Origin of the sequence: Phenylobacterium ferrooxidans, assembly GCF_042714595.1 — a bacterium.
Classification (GTDB): domain Bacteria; phylum Pseudomonadota; class Alphaproteobacteria; order Caulobacterales; family Caulobacteraceae; genus Phenylobacterium; species Phenylobacterium ferrooxidans.
In genome coordinates this window covers 146,601-160,999 of record NZ_JAOTJD010000001.1, presented here as the reverse complement: position 1 = coordinate 160,999, position 14,399 = coordinate 146,601, and the positions used below count along the sequence as shown (strand labels likewise).

Annotated in this window: 18 protein-coding genes; 5 read left to right on the top strand and 13 right to left on the bottom strand. The window is 68.2% G+C overall.

The features are described from left to right. Positions 1-16 precede the first annotated feature (16 nt). From OCL97_RS00800 to secG, 11 genes are all read right to left on the bottom strand, one after another. Complete coding sequence (locus OCL97_RS00800) at positions 17-418, bottom strand: GFA family protein (RefSeq protein ID WP_377366729.1); 402 nt, start codon at positions 416-418, stop codon at positions 17-19. Beyond that, positions 415-1,821, bottom strand: coding sequence for a pyruvate dehydrogenase complex E1 component subunit beta (locus OCL97_RS00795; RefSeq protein WP_377366727.1), 1,407 nt, complete (start codon positions 1,819-1,821; stop codon positions 415-417). The genes OCL97_RS00800 and OCL97_RS00795 overlap by 4 nt, the downstream gene beginning before the upstream one ends. Then, a complete protein-coding gene (gene pdhA / locus OCL97_RS00790; RefSeq protein WP_377366725.1) occupies positions 1,818-2,864 on the bottom strand; it encodes a pyruvate dehydrogenase (acetyl-transferring) E1 component subunit alpha in 1,047 nt (348 codons plus the stop codon). The genes OCL97_RS00795 and pdhA overlap by 4 nt, the downstream gene beginning before the upstream one ends. Before the next feature lie 172 nt (positions 2,865-3,036). Then, entirely contained in the window at positions 3,037-3,333 is a 297-nt protein-coding gene (locus tag OCL97_RS00785) for an FtsB family cell division protein (protein ID WP_377366723.1), read from the bottom strand. 135 nt (positions 3,334-3,468) lie between these two features. After that, the gene (locus OCL97_RS00780) at positions 3,469-4,164 is read right to left on the bottom strand and encodes a VIT1/CCC1 transporter family protein (RefSeq protein WP_305704628.1); all 696 of its coding nucleotides are present in this window, start codon (positions 4,162-4,164) and stop codon (positions 3,469-3,471) included. 27 nt (positions 4,165-4,191) lie between these two features. After that, positions 4,192-4,752: a cytochrome b gene (locus tag OCL97_RS00775; RefSeq protein WP_377366721.1), complete on the bottom strand. Its 561-nt coding sequence runs from the start codon at positions 4,750-4,752 to the stop codon at positions 4,192-4,194. A gap of 78 nt (positions 4,753-4,830) precedes the next feature. Further along, positions 4,831-6,111: a phosphopyruvate hydratase gene (gene eno, locus OCL97_RS00770; protein ID WP_304777143.1), complete on the bottom strand. Its 1,281-nt coding sequence runs from the start codon at positions 6,109-6,111 to the stop codon at positions 4,831-4,833. Positions 6,112-6,325: 214 nt separating this feature from the next. Then, entirely contained in the window at positions 6,326-6,508 is a 183-nt protein-coding gene (gene rpmF / locus OCL97_RS00765; RefSeq protein WP_215340463.1) for a 50S ribosomal protein L32, read from the bottom strand. Positions 6,509-6,596: 88 nt separating this feature from the next. Beyond that, on the bottom strand, positions 6,597-6,938 hold the full coding sequence (locus OCL97_RS00760; RefSeq protein ID WP_305704630.1) for an MmcQ/YjbR family DNA-binding protein: 342 nt from the start codon (positions 6,936-6,938) through the stop codon (positions 6,597-6,599). 27 nt (positions 6,939-6,965) lie between these two features. Next, positions 6,966-8,606 carry a CTP synthase gene (locus OCL97_RS00755; protein ID WP_377366718.1) on the bottom strand — a complete coding sequence of 547 codons (1,641 nt, stop codon included), beginning with the start codon at positions 8,604-8,606 and terminating at the stop codon, positions 6,966-6,968. A gap of 149 nt (positions 8,607-8,755) precedes the next feature. Beyond that, entirely contained in the window at positions 8,756-9,178 is a 423-nt protein-coding gene (gene secG, locus OCL97_RS00750) for a preprotein translocase subunit SecG (protein WP_377366716.1), read from the bottom strand. Between the two features lie 112 nt (positions 9,179-9,290). On the opposite strand from secG, the gene OCL97_RS00745 reads away from it, so the two are divergent. Continuing rightward, positions 9,291-9,806 (top strand): GNAT family N-acetyltransferase, encoded by a 516-nt coding sequence (locus OCL97_RS00745; protein ID WP_305761552.1) that lies wholly within the window; start codon positions 9,291-9,293, stop codon positions 9,804-9,806. A gap of 22 nt (positions 9,807-9,828) precedes the next feature. Further along, positions 9,829-10,239, top strand: a complete 411-nt coding sequence (locus OCL97_RS00740) for a VOC family protein (protein WP_377366714.1) — start codon at positions 9,829-9,831, stop codon at positions 10,237-10,239. Here the strand turns inward: OCL97_RS00740 and OCL97_RS00735 are convergent. Further along, positions 10,236-11,141 carry an oxygenase MpaB family protein gene (locus OCL97_RS00735; RefSeq protein ID WP_377366712.1) on the bottom strand — a complete coding sequence of 302 codons (906 nt, stop codon included), beginning with the start codon at positions 11,139-11,141 and terminating at the stop codon, positions 10,236-10,238. The two genes, OCL97_RS00740 and OCL97_RS00735, sit on opposite strands and share 4 nt — an antisense overlap. A 100-nt stretch (positions 11,142-11,241) precedes the next feature. Here OCL97_RS00735 and OCL97_RS00730 point away from each other — a divergent pair, with 100 nt between their 5' ends. The 3 genes from OCL97_RS00730 to OCL97_RS00720 all read left to right on the top strand — a co-directional run bounded on the left by OCL97_RS00730 (position 11,242) and on the right by OCL97_RS00720 (position 13,642). Then, positions 11,242-12,390, top strand: a complete 1,149-nt coding sequence (locus OCL97_RS00730) for an esterase-like activity of phytase family protein (RefSeq protein WP_377366710.1) — start codon at positions 11,242-11,244, stop codon at positions 12,388-12,390. A gap of 102 nt (positions 12,391-12,492) precedes the next feature. Then, positions 12,493-13,371, top strand: a complete 879-nt coding sequence (locus tag OCL97_RS00725; RefSeq protein ID WP_377366708.1) for an aspartyl protease family protein — start codon at positions 12,493-12,495, stop codon at positions 13,369-13,371. Positions 13,372-13,411: 40 nt separating this feature from the next. Next, positions 13,412-13,642, top strand: a complete 231-nt coding sequence (locus OCL97_RS00720; protein WP_305702881.1) for a hypothetical protein — start codon at positions 13,412-13,414, stop codon at positions 13,640-13,642. Here OCL97_RS00720 and tpiA read toward each other — a convergent pair. Then, on the bottom strand, positions 13,639-14,382 hold the full coding sequence (tpiA, locus tag OCL97_RS00715; protein ID WP_377366706.1) for a triose-phosphate isomerase: 744 nt from the start codon (positions 14,380-14,382) through the stop codon (positions 13,639-13,641). The two genes, OCL97_RS00720 and tpiA, sit on opposite strands and share 4 nt — an antisense overlap. Positions 14,383-14,399: the final 17 nt, after the last annotated feature.

The following is a 14,399-nucleotide window of genomic DNA, read 5'->3' as shown; positions in this document are numbered from 1 at the left end:
CAGGCGCGCACGATGGTCATGACGGCTCCAGCGACAGGTGGGCGAGCTGGTCGGCGTTGGCCTCCCAGTTCTGGCCGTCGAAGGCGGTGAGGTCTAGATTGGCCGCCTCGTCCAGGCAGCGGGCGTTGACAGACCAGCCATCCGGATTGGAACGCGGGCGGTAGAAGCTCTTGATGCCGCATTCCGAGCAGAACAGGTGCTTGGCCACCCGGCTGTTGAAGGTGTACTCGGCCAGCCGCTCCATGCCCTTGGTCACCCGGAAGCGGCTCTCAGGCACGATGACGTGGATGTAGCCGGTCTTGGCGCACATCGAGCAGTTACAGCTCTGGGCCTCGACCACCTGCGGCAGGGCCACCTCGAACCGCACGCCGCCGCAATGGCAGCCTCCCGCCCGCCAGGTGAACGGGTCGGGGGTCATTTGTACGTGACCGCCTTCACCGCCTTCACGATCTTGTCGACCGAGGGCAGCGATAGCGCCTCCAGATTGGCCGCGTAGGGCATGGGCACGTCCTCCTGGTGCACGCGCGCCGGAGGGGCGTCCAGGTAGTCGAAGGCGTGCTCCAGCACCCGCGCGATCACCTCGGCGCCGACGCCCATCGGACCCCAGCCTTCCTCGACGGTGACCAGGCGATTGGTCTTCTTGACGCTCGCCACGACGGTCTCGTGATCCAGCGGACGCAGGGTGCGTAGGTCGATCACCTCGGCCTCGATCCCCTCGCCCGCCAGCCGCTCGGCGGCCTCCAGGGCCAGACCGACCGCCCGAGAGTGGGCGGTGATGGTGACGTCGGTTCCCTCGCGGCGGACCTTGGCCTTGCCGATCGGCACAACCCAGTCGCCCTCGGGTACATCGAACTCCACCCCATAGAGCATCTCGTGCTCCAGGAAGACCACAGGGTTGGGGTCTCGGATGGCTGCCTTCAGCAGGCCCTTGGCGTCGGCGGCGTCATAGGGCGCCACCACCTTCAGGCCCGGCACCTGGGCGTACCAGGCCGAATAGTCCTGGCTGTGCTGGGCGCCGACGCGGGCCGCGGCGCCGTTGGGCCCGCGGAACACGACCGAGCATTTGATCTGGCCGCCGGACATGTAGAGCGTCTTGGCGGCGGAGTTGATGATGTGGTCGATGGCCTGCATGGCGAAGTTGAAGGTCATGAACTCGATGATGGGCTTGAGGCCCGCCATCGCGGCCCCGACCCCAAGGCCGGCGAAGCCGTATTCGGTGATCGGGGTGTCAATGACGCGGCGGTCGCCGAACTCCTCCAGCAGGCCACGGGAGACCTTGTAGGCGCCCTGGTACTGGGCGACCTCCTCCCCCATCAGGAAGACGTTCTCGTCAGCCCGCATCTCCTCGGCCATGGCGTCGCGCAGGGCGTCGCGCAGGGTGGTCTTCACCAGCTTCACGCCATCGGGCAACTCGGGATCGCGCAGGGTCGGCTTGGGCGTCACGGGTGTCGCGGCTTCGCCCTCAGGCTGCGGCTGCGCGGCCTCGGCGGGCTGCTTTTCAGGATCGCCGCTGGCGGCGGGCTCGGGTTTGGTCTCGGTCTTCGTGGCCGGCGCATCGACCTTGGCCGACGGCGCGGCGGCGCCCTCGCCGGAGAGACGCGCGATGGGCGTATTGACCTTCACCTCCTCGGAACCTTCCGGCACCAGGATCTCCTCGATCACGCCCTCGTCGACCGCCTCGACCTCCATGGTCGCCTTGTCGGTCTCGATCTCGGCGATGACGTCGCCGGACCGGACAGTGTCGCCCACCTTCACGTGCCACTTGGCCAGCGTGCCCTCTTCCATGGTGGGAGAGAGGGCCGGCATCAGTACGTCGGTCACTGAGCGGCCTCCAGGTAGACGTCGGTATAGAGCTCGGACGGGTCGGGCTCGGGCGAGGTGCGGGCGAATTCGGCGGCGTCGGCGACGATCTTCTTCACCTCGGCGTCGATGGCCTTCAGCGCGGCCTCGTCGGCCCAGCCCTGCTTCTCCAGCAGTTCCTGCAGGTGGTCGATGGGATCGCGGGTCTTGCGGACCTCGTCGACTTCCTCGCGGGTGCGGTACTTGGCCGGGTCGCTCATGGAGTGGCCACGGTAGCGGTAGGTCTTCATTTCCAGGATGTAGGGGCCTTCGCCCGAACGGGCGTGGGCGGCGGCCTTGCGGGCGGCTTCCTGGACGGCGATGACGTCCATGCCGTCGACCTCCTCACCCGGAATCCGGAACGAGGCGCCGCGCTTGTAGAGGTGGGTCTCCGAGGACGAGCGTTCGATGGAGGTGCCCATGGCGTACTGGTTGTTCTCGATCACATAGACGACCGGAAGCTTCCAGATCGTGGCCATGTTGAAGCTCTCATAGACCTGGCCCTGGTTGGCCGCGCCGTCGCCGAAATAGGTGAAGGCGACCTTCTTGTTGCCCTTGTAGCGGTTGGCCAGAGCCAGGCCGGTGCCCAGGCTCACCTGGCCACCGACGATGCCGTGGCCGCCGTAGAAGTCGGCCTCGGTGGAGAACATGTGCATCGACCCGCCCTTGCCCTTGGACGAGCCGGTGAAGCGGCCCGTGAGTTCGGCCATGACTTCCCTGGGGTCCATGCCGCAGGCCAGCATGTGGCCGTGGTCACGATAGCCGGTGATCACCTGGTCGCCGGCCTCCTTGATCGACTGCACGCCGACCGCGATGGCTTCCTGGCCGATGTAGAGGTGGCAGAAGCCGCCGATCAGACCCATGCCGTAGAGCTGGCCCGCACGCTCCTCGAAGCGGCGGATCAGCAGCATGTCGCGATAGAACTTGAGCAGGGAGTCCTTGGTCATGGGGTCCGCACCCCCGTCAATGACACCGGTGTCATCCTTCTTCCGCTTGGAAGTCGAGCTTGTCTGCCCGCGCGCCATTCGTTTCTCCGTGGAGTTCGCCACTTGGGCCTCGTTCCCGAGTCAGTCTCACCCGAGAGCGTCATCGCTTCAGGTTGAAGCGAGAACGCTCCAAACCTTAAGTTAGAGCCCGACGGTCGCCAAAACCGGTGTCCACTTTTGACTGTCGGGCTCTAGAACGAACGAATCCGCCCTACGGCTTCACCCGGATCACATAATCTCTCGGGTCGGCGAAACCTAGCAGGGAACGGGCCCGCTCTTCCAGCAGATCAGCCGAAAGACTGGTGTCGCGCAAAAGCCGGGCGCGGGCCTCGAGGTCCTGCCTCTCGACGCGCACCTTCTGCAGCTCGGATATCTTGGCGGCCAGGGCGGCGTCGCGAGCGTCCGACGACAGCAGGCCCCGATCACCCGTGAAGGCGTGGAACCCGAAATAGAAAATAAGGAGGGCCAGGGCGGCGGTCGGCAGATAGGGGCGGATACTTGCGAGCACGGGCCTGGAATCAACAGCGTTTCTGACCCCGCCAATGTCGCGCTTCATGTTTAATATTGCGTTGCGGTCAAGCTTGAGGCGGCGGGGCCAAGCATCGCATTGGATTGAGGTTATCCCCGCCGCCGCAGGACCAGGTCAGGCTGCGACGCCGAAGATCGCGCCTACGCCCGCCGTCAGGGCCATGGCCATGGCGCCCCAGAAGGTCACCCGGGCCACGGCTTTCCAGATCGGCGCGCCGCCCGCCCGTGCGCCCACTCCGCCCAGCAGAGCCAGGAAGGCGATGGAGGCGCCCGAGACCGCCGGCACAAGCGCCGGCAGCGGGGTGACGACGGCCAAGGCCAGCGGCAGGGCCGCGCCGACGGCGAAGGTGAACGCCGAGGTGAAGGCCGCCTGCACCGGCCTGGCGGTGGTCATCTCGGAGATGCCCAATTCATCGCGGGCGTGGGCGCCGACGGCGTCCTTGGCCATCAGCTGGCGGGCGACCTCGTGAGCGAGGCCAGGTTCGACGCCCCGCTCGGCGTAGATGCCGGCGAGCTCGGCGAGTTCCAGCTCGGGCTGCGTGGCCAGTTCGCCCCGCTCCCGCGTCAGGTCGGCCCGTTCGGTATCGGCCTGGGAGCTGACCGAGACATATTCGCCCGCGGCCATCGACATGGCCCCGGCCACCAGGCCCGCGACCCCCGCCACCAGGATCTCGCCACGCCCCTGGGATGCGGCTGCGACGCCGACGATCAAACTGGCCGTGGAGACGATCCCGTCATTGGCGCCCAGGACGGCGGCCCGGAGCCAGCCGACCCGTTCAATCAGGTGCATCTCGCGGTGGGATCTCGACATGGGACCTCCCTGTGCGCGGCCTGGAGCTTAGGTGGAAGGCGAGCGCTTGACCCACAGTATCCGCTGCAAGGTCCCATCGCGATCGATCAGCAGATGCTTCAGGGCGCCGAGGACGTGGAGGGCGATCAGGGGCCAGAACAGCTTGGTGGCCGCCCCGTGCACGGTCTCGGCGGCTTCGTGCAGCCCCTCCATGCGCACCGGGAACGGGCTGGGGATCGCGAAGAGGTCGAAGACCTGGATCGGACGGGCGCCCGACCAGATGGCCAGGGGGCCGCTGACCAGCAGCACGGCGATCATCAGCAGGAACAGGCCCTGGACCGCCATGGCCAGCCGCTGAAACCAGACGTTCGGCTCCAGGGTGCGAGGATGGGGCTGGGACAGGCTCCACAGCAGCCGCGCGGCCAGGAAGGCGAAGAGCAACATGGCCACGGAGACGTGCAGGCCCTGGGCGGCGATCTTGGCCGCTCGGTCAGGCGCCTCCTCCATCTGCTCGCCCAGCAGGTAGAGGACTATCACCCCTACGGCGCTGATCCAGTGCAGGGCGATGGCCGCCCAGCCGTAGGCGACGCGGGTGTTTCGGAGAGACATGGCAAGGCTCCAGGCGAGCCTGCTCATGCCGCGCCCCGGTCCGCGCCGCCTTGATCGGGATCAAGGCGGCGCTTGGGATCAGCGGCCCTTGAGCGCCGCGCGGCCGAGATAGACCGCCTGGTCGCCAAGCTCTTCCTCGATGCGCAGGAGCTGGTTGTACTTGGCGGTGCGGTCGGAGCGGGCCAGCGAGCCGGTCTTGATCTGCCCGCAGTTGGTGGCCACCGCCAGGTCGGCGATGGTGAAGTCCTCGGTCTCGCCCGAGCGGTGGCTCATCACGGAGGTGTAGCCGGCGCGGTGGGCCATCTCCACGGCGTCAAGAGTTTCCGACAAGGTCCCGATCTGATTGACCTTTACCAGGATGGAGTTGGCCAGGCCCTTCTCGATGCCCATGGACAGGCGCTTGGGGTTGGTGACGAAGAGGTCGTCGCCCACGATCTGAATCTTCGCGCCCAACTTGTCGGTCAGCAATTTCCAGCCGTCGAGATCATCCTCGCTGCAGCCGTCCTCGATGGTGACGATGGGAAACTGGGAGACCAGGCCCGTCAGGTAGTCGACCATGCCGGAGGGATCGAGGGTCTTGCCCTCCCCGGCCATGACGTACTTGCCGTCCTTGAAGAATTCGGTGGCGGCGACGTCCAGGCCCAGGACGAAGTCGCGTCCGGCCTTGTAGCCGGCGGCCTCGCCCGACTTGACGATGAACGCCAGGGCCTCTTCGGCGGTGGCGATGTTGGGGGCAAAGCCGCCCTCGTCGCCGACATTGGTGTTGTGACCGGCGGCCTTCAGCGCGCTCTTCAGGCCGTGGAAGATCTCCGCGCCCATGCGCAGGCCCTCGGCGAAGGTGGCGGCGCCGGTAGGCAGGATCATGAATTCCTGGATGTCGATGGGATTGTCGGCGTGGGCGCCGCCGTTGATGATGTTCATCATCGGCACCGGCAGGACGCGGGCCGAGACCCCGCCGACATACTTGTAGAGCGGCAGGTCGGCGGCGGTCGCCGCGGCCTTGGCCACCGCCAGGCTGACGCCGAGAATGGCGTTGGCGCCCAGGCGGGACTTGTTGGGGGTGCCGTCCAGTTCGATCAGCAGGGTGTCGAGGCGCCGCTGGTCCTCGGCCTCGAAACCGGAGAGCGCGTCGTAGATCTCGCCATTGACGGCGTCGACCGCCTGCAGGACGCCTTTGCCGCCGTAGCGGCTCTTGTCCCCGTCCCGCTTCTCCACCGCCTCGTGGGCGCCCGTGGAGGCCCCGGAGGGCACGGCGGCGCGGCCGATGGAGCCGTCCTCCAGCACCACGTCCACCTCGACCGTCGGGTTGCCGCGGCTGTCGAGGATTTCGCGGGCGGTGATGTCGACGATCTCGGTCATGGCGGTCCCCGGGTGGGCATTGAGAAAAGGCGCGCGACCCTTAGCCAGCTTCGGCCCCGGGGGCAATCTTGCGGAGGTCTCGGCGCGCGCGGGCCTCTTGTCCCGATCGGACAGACGCCCAAGGCAAAGCCACCCGCCGCGGATGCCGCAGCGGGTGGCTTTTCTAGTCTACGAGCTCGAAGGTCCGCGCGCCCGAAGGCGCGGCGAGGAAGAGCTAGTCTTCCTTCGGCGTGATGACCTGACGGCCCTTGTACATGCCGGTCTTCAGGTCGACGTGGTGCGGGCGCTTCAGTTCGCCGGTTTCCTTGTCTTCGACATAGGAATTGGCGCCCAGGGCGTCGTGGCTGCGGCGCATGTTGCGACGCGAGGGCGAGACTTTGCGTTTCGGAACGGCCATGGGAGAATCTCTCAGGCGTGGAAATGGAAGCGGCGACCTGCGGGCCGCCGACGTGAGCGCGGGTGTATGACGCAAACCCCGCTTCGTTTCAAGCGCCCTGGACGAAAGCTTTTGCGAGCCGCTTGGGCGCCACATTGACCCAGGCCATCCTCATCAGTCCAGAGAGGGTCTGGGCGTCCATCGCCGCGCACTGGACCACAGTCCAGCCGTTGCGGCCCCAGTAGCCCTCCACGGCCTCGACAACGCCCGGATGGGCCTGCGCGAGGTTGTGCTGGTCCTCCGGGTCGAGCTTCAGGGTGGCGCGGGGTTCGTCGCCCAGGGTGGCGAAGATCTTCCCCTTCACCCGGAAGGAGGTCGAGTCGAAGTGCGGCTGTTCCTCCGCCTGCGGCAGGGCCAGTGCGATGGACCGGATGTCGTCGCAGGTCAGCATGGGCTGAGCCTGACTCGAAAATCGCCGTCAGACCAGACGCGAGCGATCCTTCGCCGCGCCGATGAAGCTGGCGAACAGGGGGTGAGGCTCGAAGGGGCGGCTCTTCAATTCGGGGTGGAACTGGACGCCGATGAACCACGGGTGGTCGCTGCGCTCGCAGATCTCCGGCAGCACGCCATCCGGCGACAGGCCGGAGAAGGCCAGGCCGGTCTGCTCGATGCGCTCGCGGTAGTCGATATTGACCTCGTAGCGGTGTCTGTGGCGCTCGCTGATGGTCAGGTCGCCATAGATCTCGCTGACCTTGGAGCCCGGCGTCAGGACAGCCTCGTAGGCCCCCAGGCGCATGGTGCCACCCAGGTCGTCGCCTTCCTTGCGGACCTGGCGCTCATTGCCCTTGGTCCACTCGGTCATCAGGCCGACGATGGGCTCGGAGGTGGGGCCGAACTCGGTGGAGGACGCCGCGCCGATGCCCGCCAGGTTCCGGGCCGCCTCGATCATGGCCATCTGCATGCCGAAGCAGACGCCGAAATAGGGGACCATGTGCTCGCGGGCGAACTGGACGGCGCGGATCATGCCCTCCGAGCCGCGTTCGCCGAAGGCGCCAGGCACCAGGACGCCGTGCACCTCGGTCAGGCGCTCGGCGATCAGGCCTTCCTCGCGTTCGAAGGCCTCGCCCTCGATCCAGTCGAACTTCACCCGCACGTTCTGGGCGACGCCGCCGTGGATCAGGGCCTCCACCAGGGATTTGTAGGCGTCGGTGAGGCCGGTGTACTTGCCGACGATGGCGATGTTCACCTCGCCGTCCGGGTTGGTCAGGGTGTCGGAGATCGACTGCCAGCGCGACAGGTCCGGCGCGGGCGCGGTGTCGGCCATGCCGAAGACGTCGAGCACTTCGCGGTCCAACCCCTGGGCGTGGTAGTCCAGGGGCACGTGGTAGATGTTGGCGCTGTCCATCGCCTGGATGACGGCGCTCTCACGGACATTGCAGAACTGACCGATCTTGCGGCGTTCGCCGGCCGGGATCGGCATCTCGCAGCGGCAGAGCAGGATATCGGGCTGGATGCCGATGGACCGCAGCTCCTTGACGGAGTGCTGGGTCGGCTTGGTCTTCATCTCGCCGGCGGTCTTGATGTAGGGCAGCAGGGTCAGGTGGATGTAGCAGGCGTGGCCGCGGGGCAGCTCCTGGCCCAGCTGGCGGATGGCCTCGAAGAACGGCAGGCCCTCGATGTCGCCGACCGTGCCGCCGATCTCCACCAGCACGAAGTCGACGCCCTCCCCCGGGTCCGACAGCACGAACTCGCGGATCTGGTCGGTGACGTGGGGGATCACCTGGACGGTGGCGCCGTTGTAGTCGCCGCGCCGCTCCTTCTCGATGATGGTCTTGTAGATCTGGCCGGTAGTGATGTTGTCGGCCTTGGTCGCGTTCACCCCGGTGAAGCGCTCGTAGTGGCCCAGGTCCAGGTCGGTCTCGGCGCCGTCGTCGGTCACGAAGACCTCGCCGTGCTGATAGGGGCTCATCGTCCCCGGATCGACGTTCAGATAGGGGTCGAGCTTGCGAAGGCGGACCTTGTAGCCCCGCGCCTGCAGGAGCGCGCCAAGCGCGGCGGAGGCGAGACCTTTTCCCAAGGAGGAGACCACGCCGCCGGTGATGAAAATGTACCGGGTCATGGGCGTTCAGAGTAGCGGTGATTCGGGGCCTTGGCGCTCAGGTGATTCGCGAAAACCTGTTGAGGGGCGCAAAGGCCGCACCCGGCAAGCCATGGGAGATCGCGCCGCAGATGCGGCGATGAGGTCGGCTTGCCCATGAAAACCTTAGATCAGGGGTTGGTCGGCGCGGGGGCGGCCGGGGCGCCCTCGGCGTCGCCGGTGAAGGGATTGCGGACCTGCGGGGTCGGGGCCGACAGCGGCGGCGGGGCCGCGTTGGGGTCGGTGGGCGCCGGTTGGGCGGGCTGGTTCAGCTTGTTGGGGTCGATGGCCTCGACCTTCATCCGGTCGACGACGGAATCCGAAGCGCCCTGACGTCCCGACAGCAGGGTGAGCGCCAGGCTGATGATGAAGAAGATCGATCCGAGGATCCAGGTGATGCGGGTGAGCAGGTCACCGGCGCCCCGCGCGCTCATGAAACCGGACGGGCCGCCCCCCATGCCGAGCGCGCCACCTTCGGACCGCTGCATCAGCACCACGGCGATGAGGCAGATGCAGACGATGATGTGGATGGTGAGCAGGATGCCAAGCAGCATGTGTACGTCCGGTAGCCTCGGCCGAAGGAACGGAGCCGAAATGAAGCGCGCGCTCTACCACTGAGAGGGACGCAAGGCCATAGCTAGGGCGTTGCACGTGTCGAGCAAGCCCATGATTCTCGAAACCGAACGCCTGAGCCTCCGTCCGCTTGAGGTTTCGGACGCCGCCCTGCTGTTTCCGATGATGAGCGACGCCGAGGTCATGGCCCACTGGGACGTGCCCGAGATCGACGACCCAGACCTGATCGCCGCCATCGTCGCCGGGCAGGTGGAGGACATGGCGGCCGGGCGGGCGGTGTACTGGGCCATGCGCGCCCTGGACGGCGAGGAATTCCTGGGGATCTGCGACCTGTCGGATATCGACCGCTGGCACAAGCGGGCGGAGGTCGGCTTCATGCTCGGCCGCGGCGCCTGGGGCCAGGGCTATGGCCTGGAGGCCATGCGCGCGGTGATCGCGCACGCCGCCTCAAGCGGCATCCGGCGGCTGACGGCGCGGACGCATCTGGGCAACCGGCGCTCCGACGCCTTGCTGGAGAAGCTGGGCTTCACCGAGGAAGGCCTGCTGCGCGGCCACGTCCTGCGCGACGGCGACCGCCGCGACTGCCGGCTGTTCGGCTTGCTGCTCTAGCCGGGCGGACTATGTGAGACTGATGACCGACCATCCGATCCAACTCGCCGGCTTCGACCACATCGTCCTGCGCATCCGCGACAAGCCCACCATGGTGGGCTTCTACATCGAGGTCCTGGGCTGTTCGATGGACTGGGACCGGCCGGAGCTGGGCCTGACCCACCTGCGGGCCGGCGTGAACCTGATCGACCTGGTGACCCTCGAGGGCCCGCTCGGGGCATTGGGCGGCGCGGGCCCGGGCGTCGAGGGCCGGAACCTGGACCACTTCTGCCTGACCGTCGCGCCCTTCGATGGGGCGGCGATCCGGGCCCACCTGACGGCGCATGGCGTGACCATCACCGACGAGGGCCCGCGCTACGGCGCGCATGGCGATGGGCTGTCGCTGTACCTGCAGGATCCCGAAGGCAACACGGTGGAGTTGAAGGGCCCCTAGCCCGCCGCTTCCGGCGCGCCCGCCAGCAGCCGTTCCTGCGTGCCGCGGCTGAGATAGAGGAAGTTGGCCGGCAGGCCGAGGCGCTTGCTGGCCTCGCAGGGCGCGGAGCCCGGGACCGGGATGCGGTCGGCGAGCTTTCCGGCGGCCTTCAGGGCGAGGCGGTCGGTCGCCGTCAGGTCGTACTCCGACCCCAGGGCCAGCTTCTGGCGCACGGCGAGGGGCAGCAGGGAGACTGAGGCCCGCGCCAGGGCTCGGTGCAGGAACTTCGGCGCGGCCGGCGCGGCCTGGCCCGACTGGATGATGCCCAGGAATTCGGTGACGATGGGGTGCGGCTCGAAGCGGGGCGCCAGCGTCTGCATCATCCCCAGGACGTCCGCGGTGGATTTTGGCGAGGACTGCACACCGTAGAGCCGGGCGACGGGGCCGGCCTCCTCGTAGAAGCGGGTCTTGTCAGCCTCGTTCAGCGGCGAGACGAAGCGGTCATAGGCGTTCAGGAACCCATAGCCGGCCGTAGCGCTGACCCAGTCCAGCAGTTCGACATCCAGAGCCTTGTAGGCTTCGCCGGCGGGGGTGTTCCCGGCCACGCGGCCATGCATGTTGGTGACGCCCTGGATGACCCGTCGCGCCGCGCTCTGCGGACCATAGACCCCGACCATGGCGGCGACGCCGGTGCGCCTGGAGCGTCCGATGGGGTCGGTCTTGAAGGTCGAATGGTCCCAGACGCCGGAACGGATGCGGGGGTCGGCGAATTCCAGCAGCACGGCGGCCACCCCGCCGACCGCCAGCGCGATCGGGTTCTTGTACACTCGCCAGTGGACGGAGCCTGGATCCAGAAACGCCGGCTCCCCCACGGGCTGGCCGTAGTCGATCTTCCAGCCGAGATAGGAGGTCATATCGGTCATGGCCGAACTCCGGAGGGGATGTGCATAACGATCCGCAGGATCGTCGTGATGCACGGCCAGGCATCAAGCTATCGAATTCGACAGGTCCGGAAGGCTTCACATGACCTCGCCCCGCTTCACAGTCGAACGGCTCGCCTGGCAGGACCAGCCGCTGGGCGAGGTCGCTCTGCCCGCCGGCGTGTTGCGCGCGACCCTGGGGTTGGGCTCGGGTCTGACCCGGCGTCCAGGCGACCCACCGGGGCGATTATGGGCGTTGGGCGACCGGGGGCCGAACCTCAGCATCAAGCAGGCCCGCGAGGACTACGGCGTCGAGGGGCTGGACCACCTGCGCGAGGTGGCGGGGGCCAAGATCCTGCCGATGCCGCAGATCGGGCCCAGCCTCTCGGAGCTGCAGATCACCGGCGACCGGATCGAGCGCCTTCGGACCCTGCGCTTGCGGGTGGCCTCGGGCGCCCCGGTGACCGGCCTCCCTCTCCCTGGGGGCGCCGAGGTGTCCATGGAGCCGCTGTTCGACGTGGAAGGGCGGCCGCTGGCTGCGGACGTGAACGGGGCGGACTCGGAAGCGGTCGCGGCCCTGGCCGACGGCTCGTTCTGGGTGGCGGAGGAGTATGGGCCCTCGCTGATGAAGGTCAGCGAGCAGGGCGTGGTGGAGACCCGCTGGACGCCGCAGGGCTTGGCCTGGCCCGGCGCCGTGGACCTGCTCCCCGCGATCGCGGGGCGACGGCGGCTCAATCGCGGCTTCGAGGGGCTGGCGGTGTCGGCCGACGAGACCCGCCTCTATGCGGGGTTCCAGAGCGCCTTCGAAGGGGACGAGGCCGGGGCCGTGCGGATCTGGACCCTGGACGCGGCGTCAGGCGCCCTGCTGGCGGAGCACAGCTACCCCTTCGACCCGCCAGACAGCTTTCTCCGGGACCTCGAGGCCGGGCCGGTGGCGCCCGCCGACCTGAAGATCGGCGAACTGCTGTGCGTGGGCGAAGGTCGCCTGCTGGTGTTGGAGCGGATTTCCCACACCAGCAAGATCTACGTGGTCGACCTGAGGGGCGCTGGCGGGAACCTGCGAAAAGAGCTGGTCTTCACCAGCGACGACGCGCCGGAGGTCGCACCGGACCTGGAGGGCATGATCCTGCTGTCGGACCGGGAAATCCTCCTGGTGAACGATAACGATTTCGGGATCGAGGGCGTGGAGACGCGGTTCTTCAAGGTCACCCTGGAACGGCCCCTTCAACGCCCGGCCGGCGGCCCCATCTAGGGGGCCGCCCCCTTCCCGCCCCATGAGGCCGTCCTGACCACCCGCCGCGCCCTGCTGGGACAACTCGCCTTCCTGGGCGCCGGCGCAGCCGGCATCGTCTTTGTGCGCAACGGTGGGCAATTCAGCGCGCCCCGGGTGATCTTCGCCGGCGACGTCTCGGGAAGCGGGTGGATCGACCTGCCGCGCGCCGGGGGGTTCATCATGCTGCAGGGCGCGGTGGCCGGCGCCCCGATCCGGGTGCTGGTGGATTCCGGCGCCCAGTCCTCGGCCATCGACGCCGGATTCGCCCGCCGCCTGGGCCTGGCCGCGGGCCTGCCTCTGCCGGTCCTGGCTTACGGCGTCGGCGGCGGGCCAAGCATCACCCACACGGTCGGGCTGGATCTGGATCTCGGGGCGCTGAGGATCGAGCGGATCCGCGCCGCGGTGCTGAATCTGGCCGCCATCTCGGCCTTCACCAACCAACCCTTCGATATGTTGCTGGGACGCGATGTCCTGCGTTCGGTCATCCTGGAGGTGGACTATCCGCGCCGGCGCGCCGCCTTTCTGCGGCACGAGGCCTATGCTCCGCCCAAGAATTCTGTGCTTGCCCCGGTGACCCGGAAGAGCGGCGGACTGCATTTGGAGGTCAGCGTTGAATCCGGGGCGCCAATCTCGGCCCTCGTCGACACCGGGGCCTCCGGCGCCCTGGCGCTTTCGGATCAGGCCGCGGGCGCCGCGGGCCTGCTCGATCAGGCCCGCAAGCTGACCTCCGTTCGGTCCATCGGGATCGGCGGCGCCAGCGTGGATCGCATGGTCACCGCCCACCAAGTTCGGTTCGCGGGCTTCACCCTGCGCGATGTGAAGGTGAGCATCTTCGCGGCGCAAGCCGGAAGCCCGCTGCCGGACGGCCTGATCGGCGCCGGTCTGCTGAAAGGGTTCCGCGTGGGCCTGGACCACAGGGCGGGCGCGCTGCACCTCAGCGAGGCTGGAACAGCGGGCTGAGGCGTTCGTTGAGTGCGCAGCAACTCCCGAGGAACAGCTGATGACCCCCCGCCCCCAGATCGGCAACGCCGCCGGCGAAGCCACCAAGGAATCCGACATCACCGGCAAGCCCGACGCGCCCGATCCCGGCGCCGAACGCGACCTGGCGGAGGCTGCGGGCGGTGGCGGCAACGCCTTGGGCGACGGGCTTTCGGGGACCAAGAGCACCCTCGCCGGCGCCGACGCCAAGGGCCAAGAGGGCGACGAGGATGTGGGCCGCGGCGGCGACTAGACCGCTGCGATGATCCCCAGGAAGTCGGCGGCCTTCAGGGACGCGCCGCCCACGAGGGCCCCGCCCACCTCGTCGGCATGCAGGATCTCGGCGGCGTTGGAGGGCTTCACCGAGCCGCCGTAGAGGATGGCCACCGTCGCGCCATGGGCGCCGAAGATCGAGGTCAGGGTCTGACGGATGGCGCGGTGGACCTCGACGATCTCCTCGGTGGAGGGGGTCAGGCCCGTGCCGATGGCCCAGACGGGCTCATAGGCCACGGAGAAGACCTTGCCGGCCAGTTCGGCGGGGAGCGAACCCCGCACCTGCCCGGTGACGATCTCCAGGGCCTTGCCGGCCTTGCGTTCGTCCAGGGTCTCGCCGACGCAGACGATGGGTTCCAGGCCCGCGCGCAGGGCCGCCTGGGTCTTGGCGGCCACCAGGGCGTCGGTCTCGCCGTAGCCGGCCCGCCGCTCAGAGTGCCCGAGGATCACCAGCTCGGCGCCGGCGTCCGCCAGCTGCTCGGCCGCCACGTCGCCGGTATAGGCGCCGGAAACCTCGGCGCGGCAGTCCTGGCCGCCCACTAGCACATTGGTCGCCTTGAGCGCGTCCGCCATCCGGGACACCAGGGTCGCCGACGGACAGATGGCCACCCGCACCCGGGTCGATCCGAGGCCCGCGGCGGTGGCCAGGGCCTCCCCGAGGGACGCGGAATCCCCGTTCATTTTCCAGTTTCCGGCGATCAAGGGGACGGGGGCGGTCATCAAGGCCTCGCTTTTGT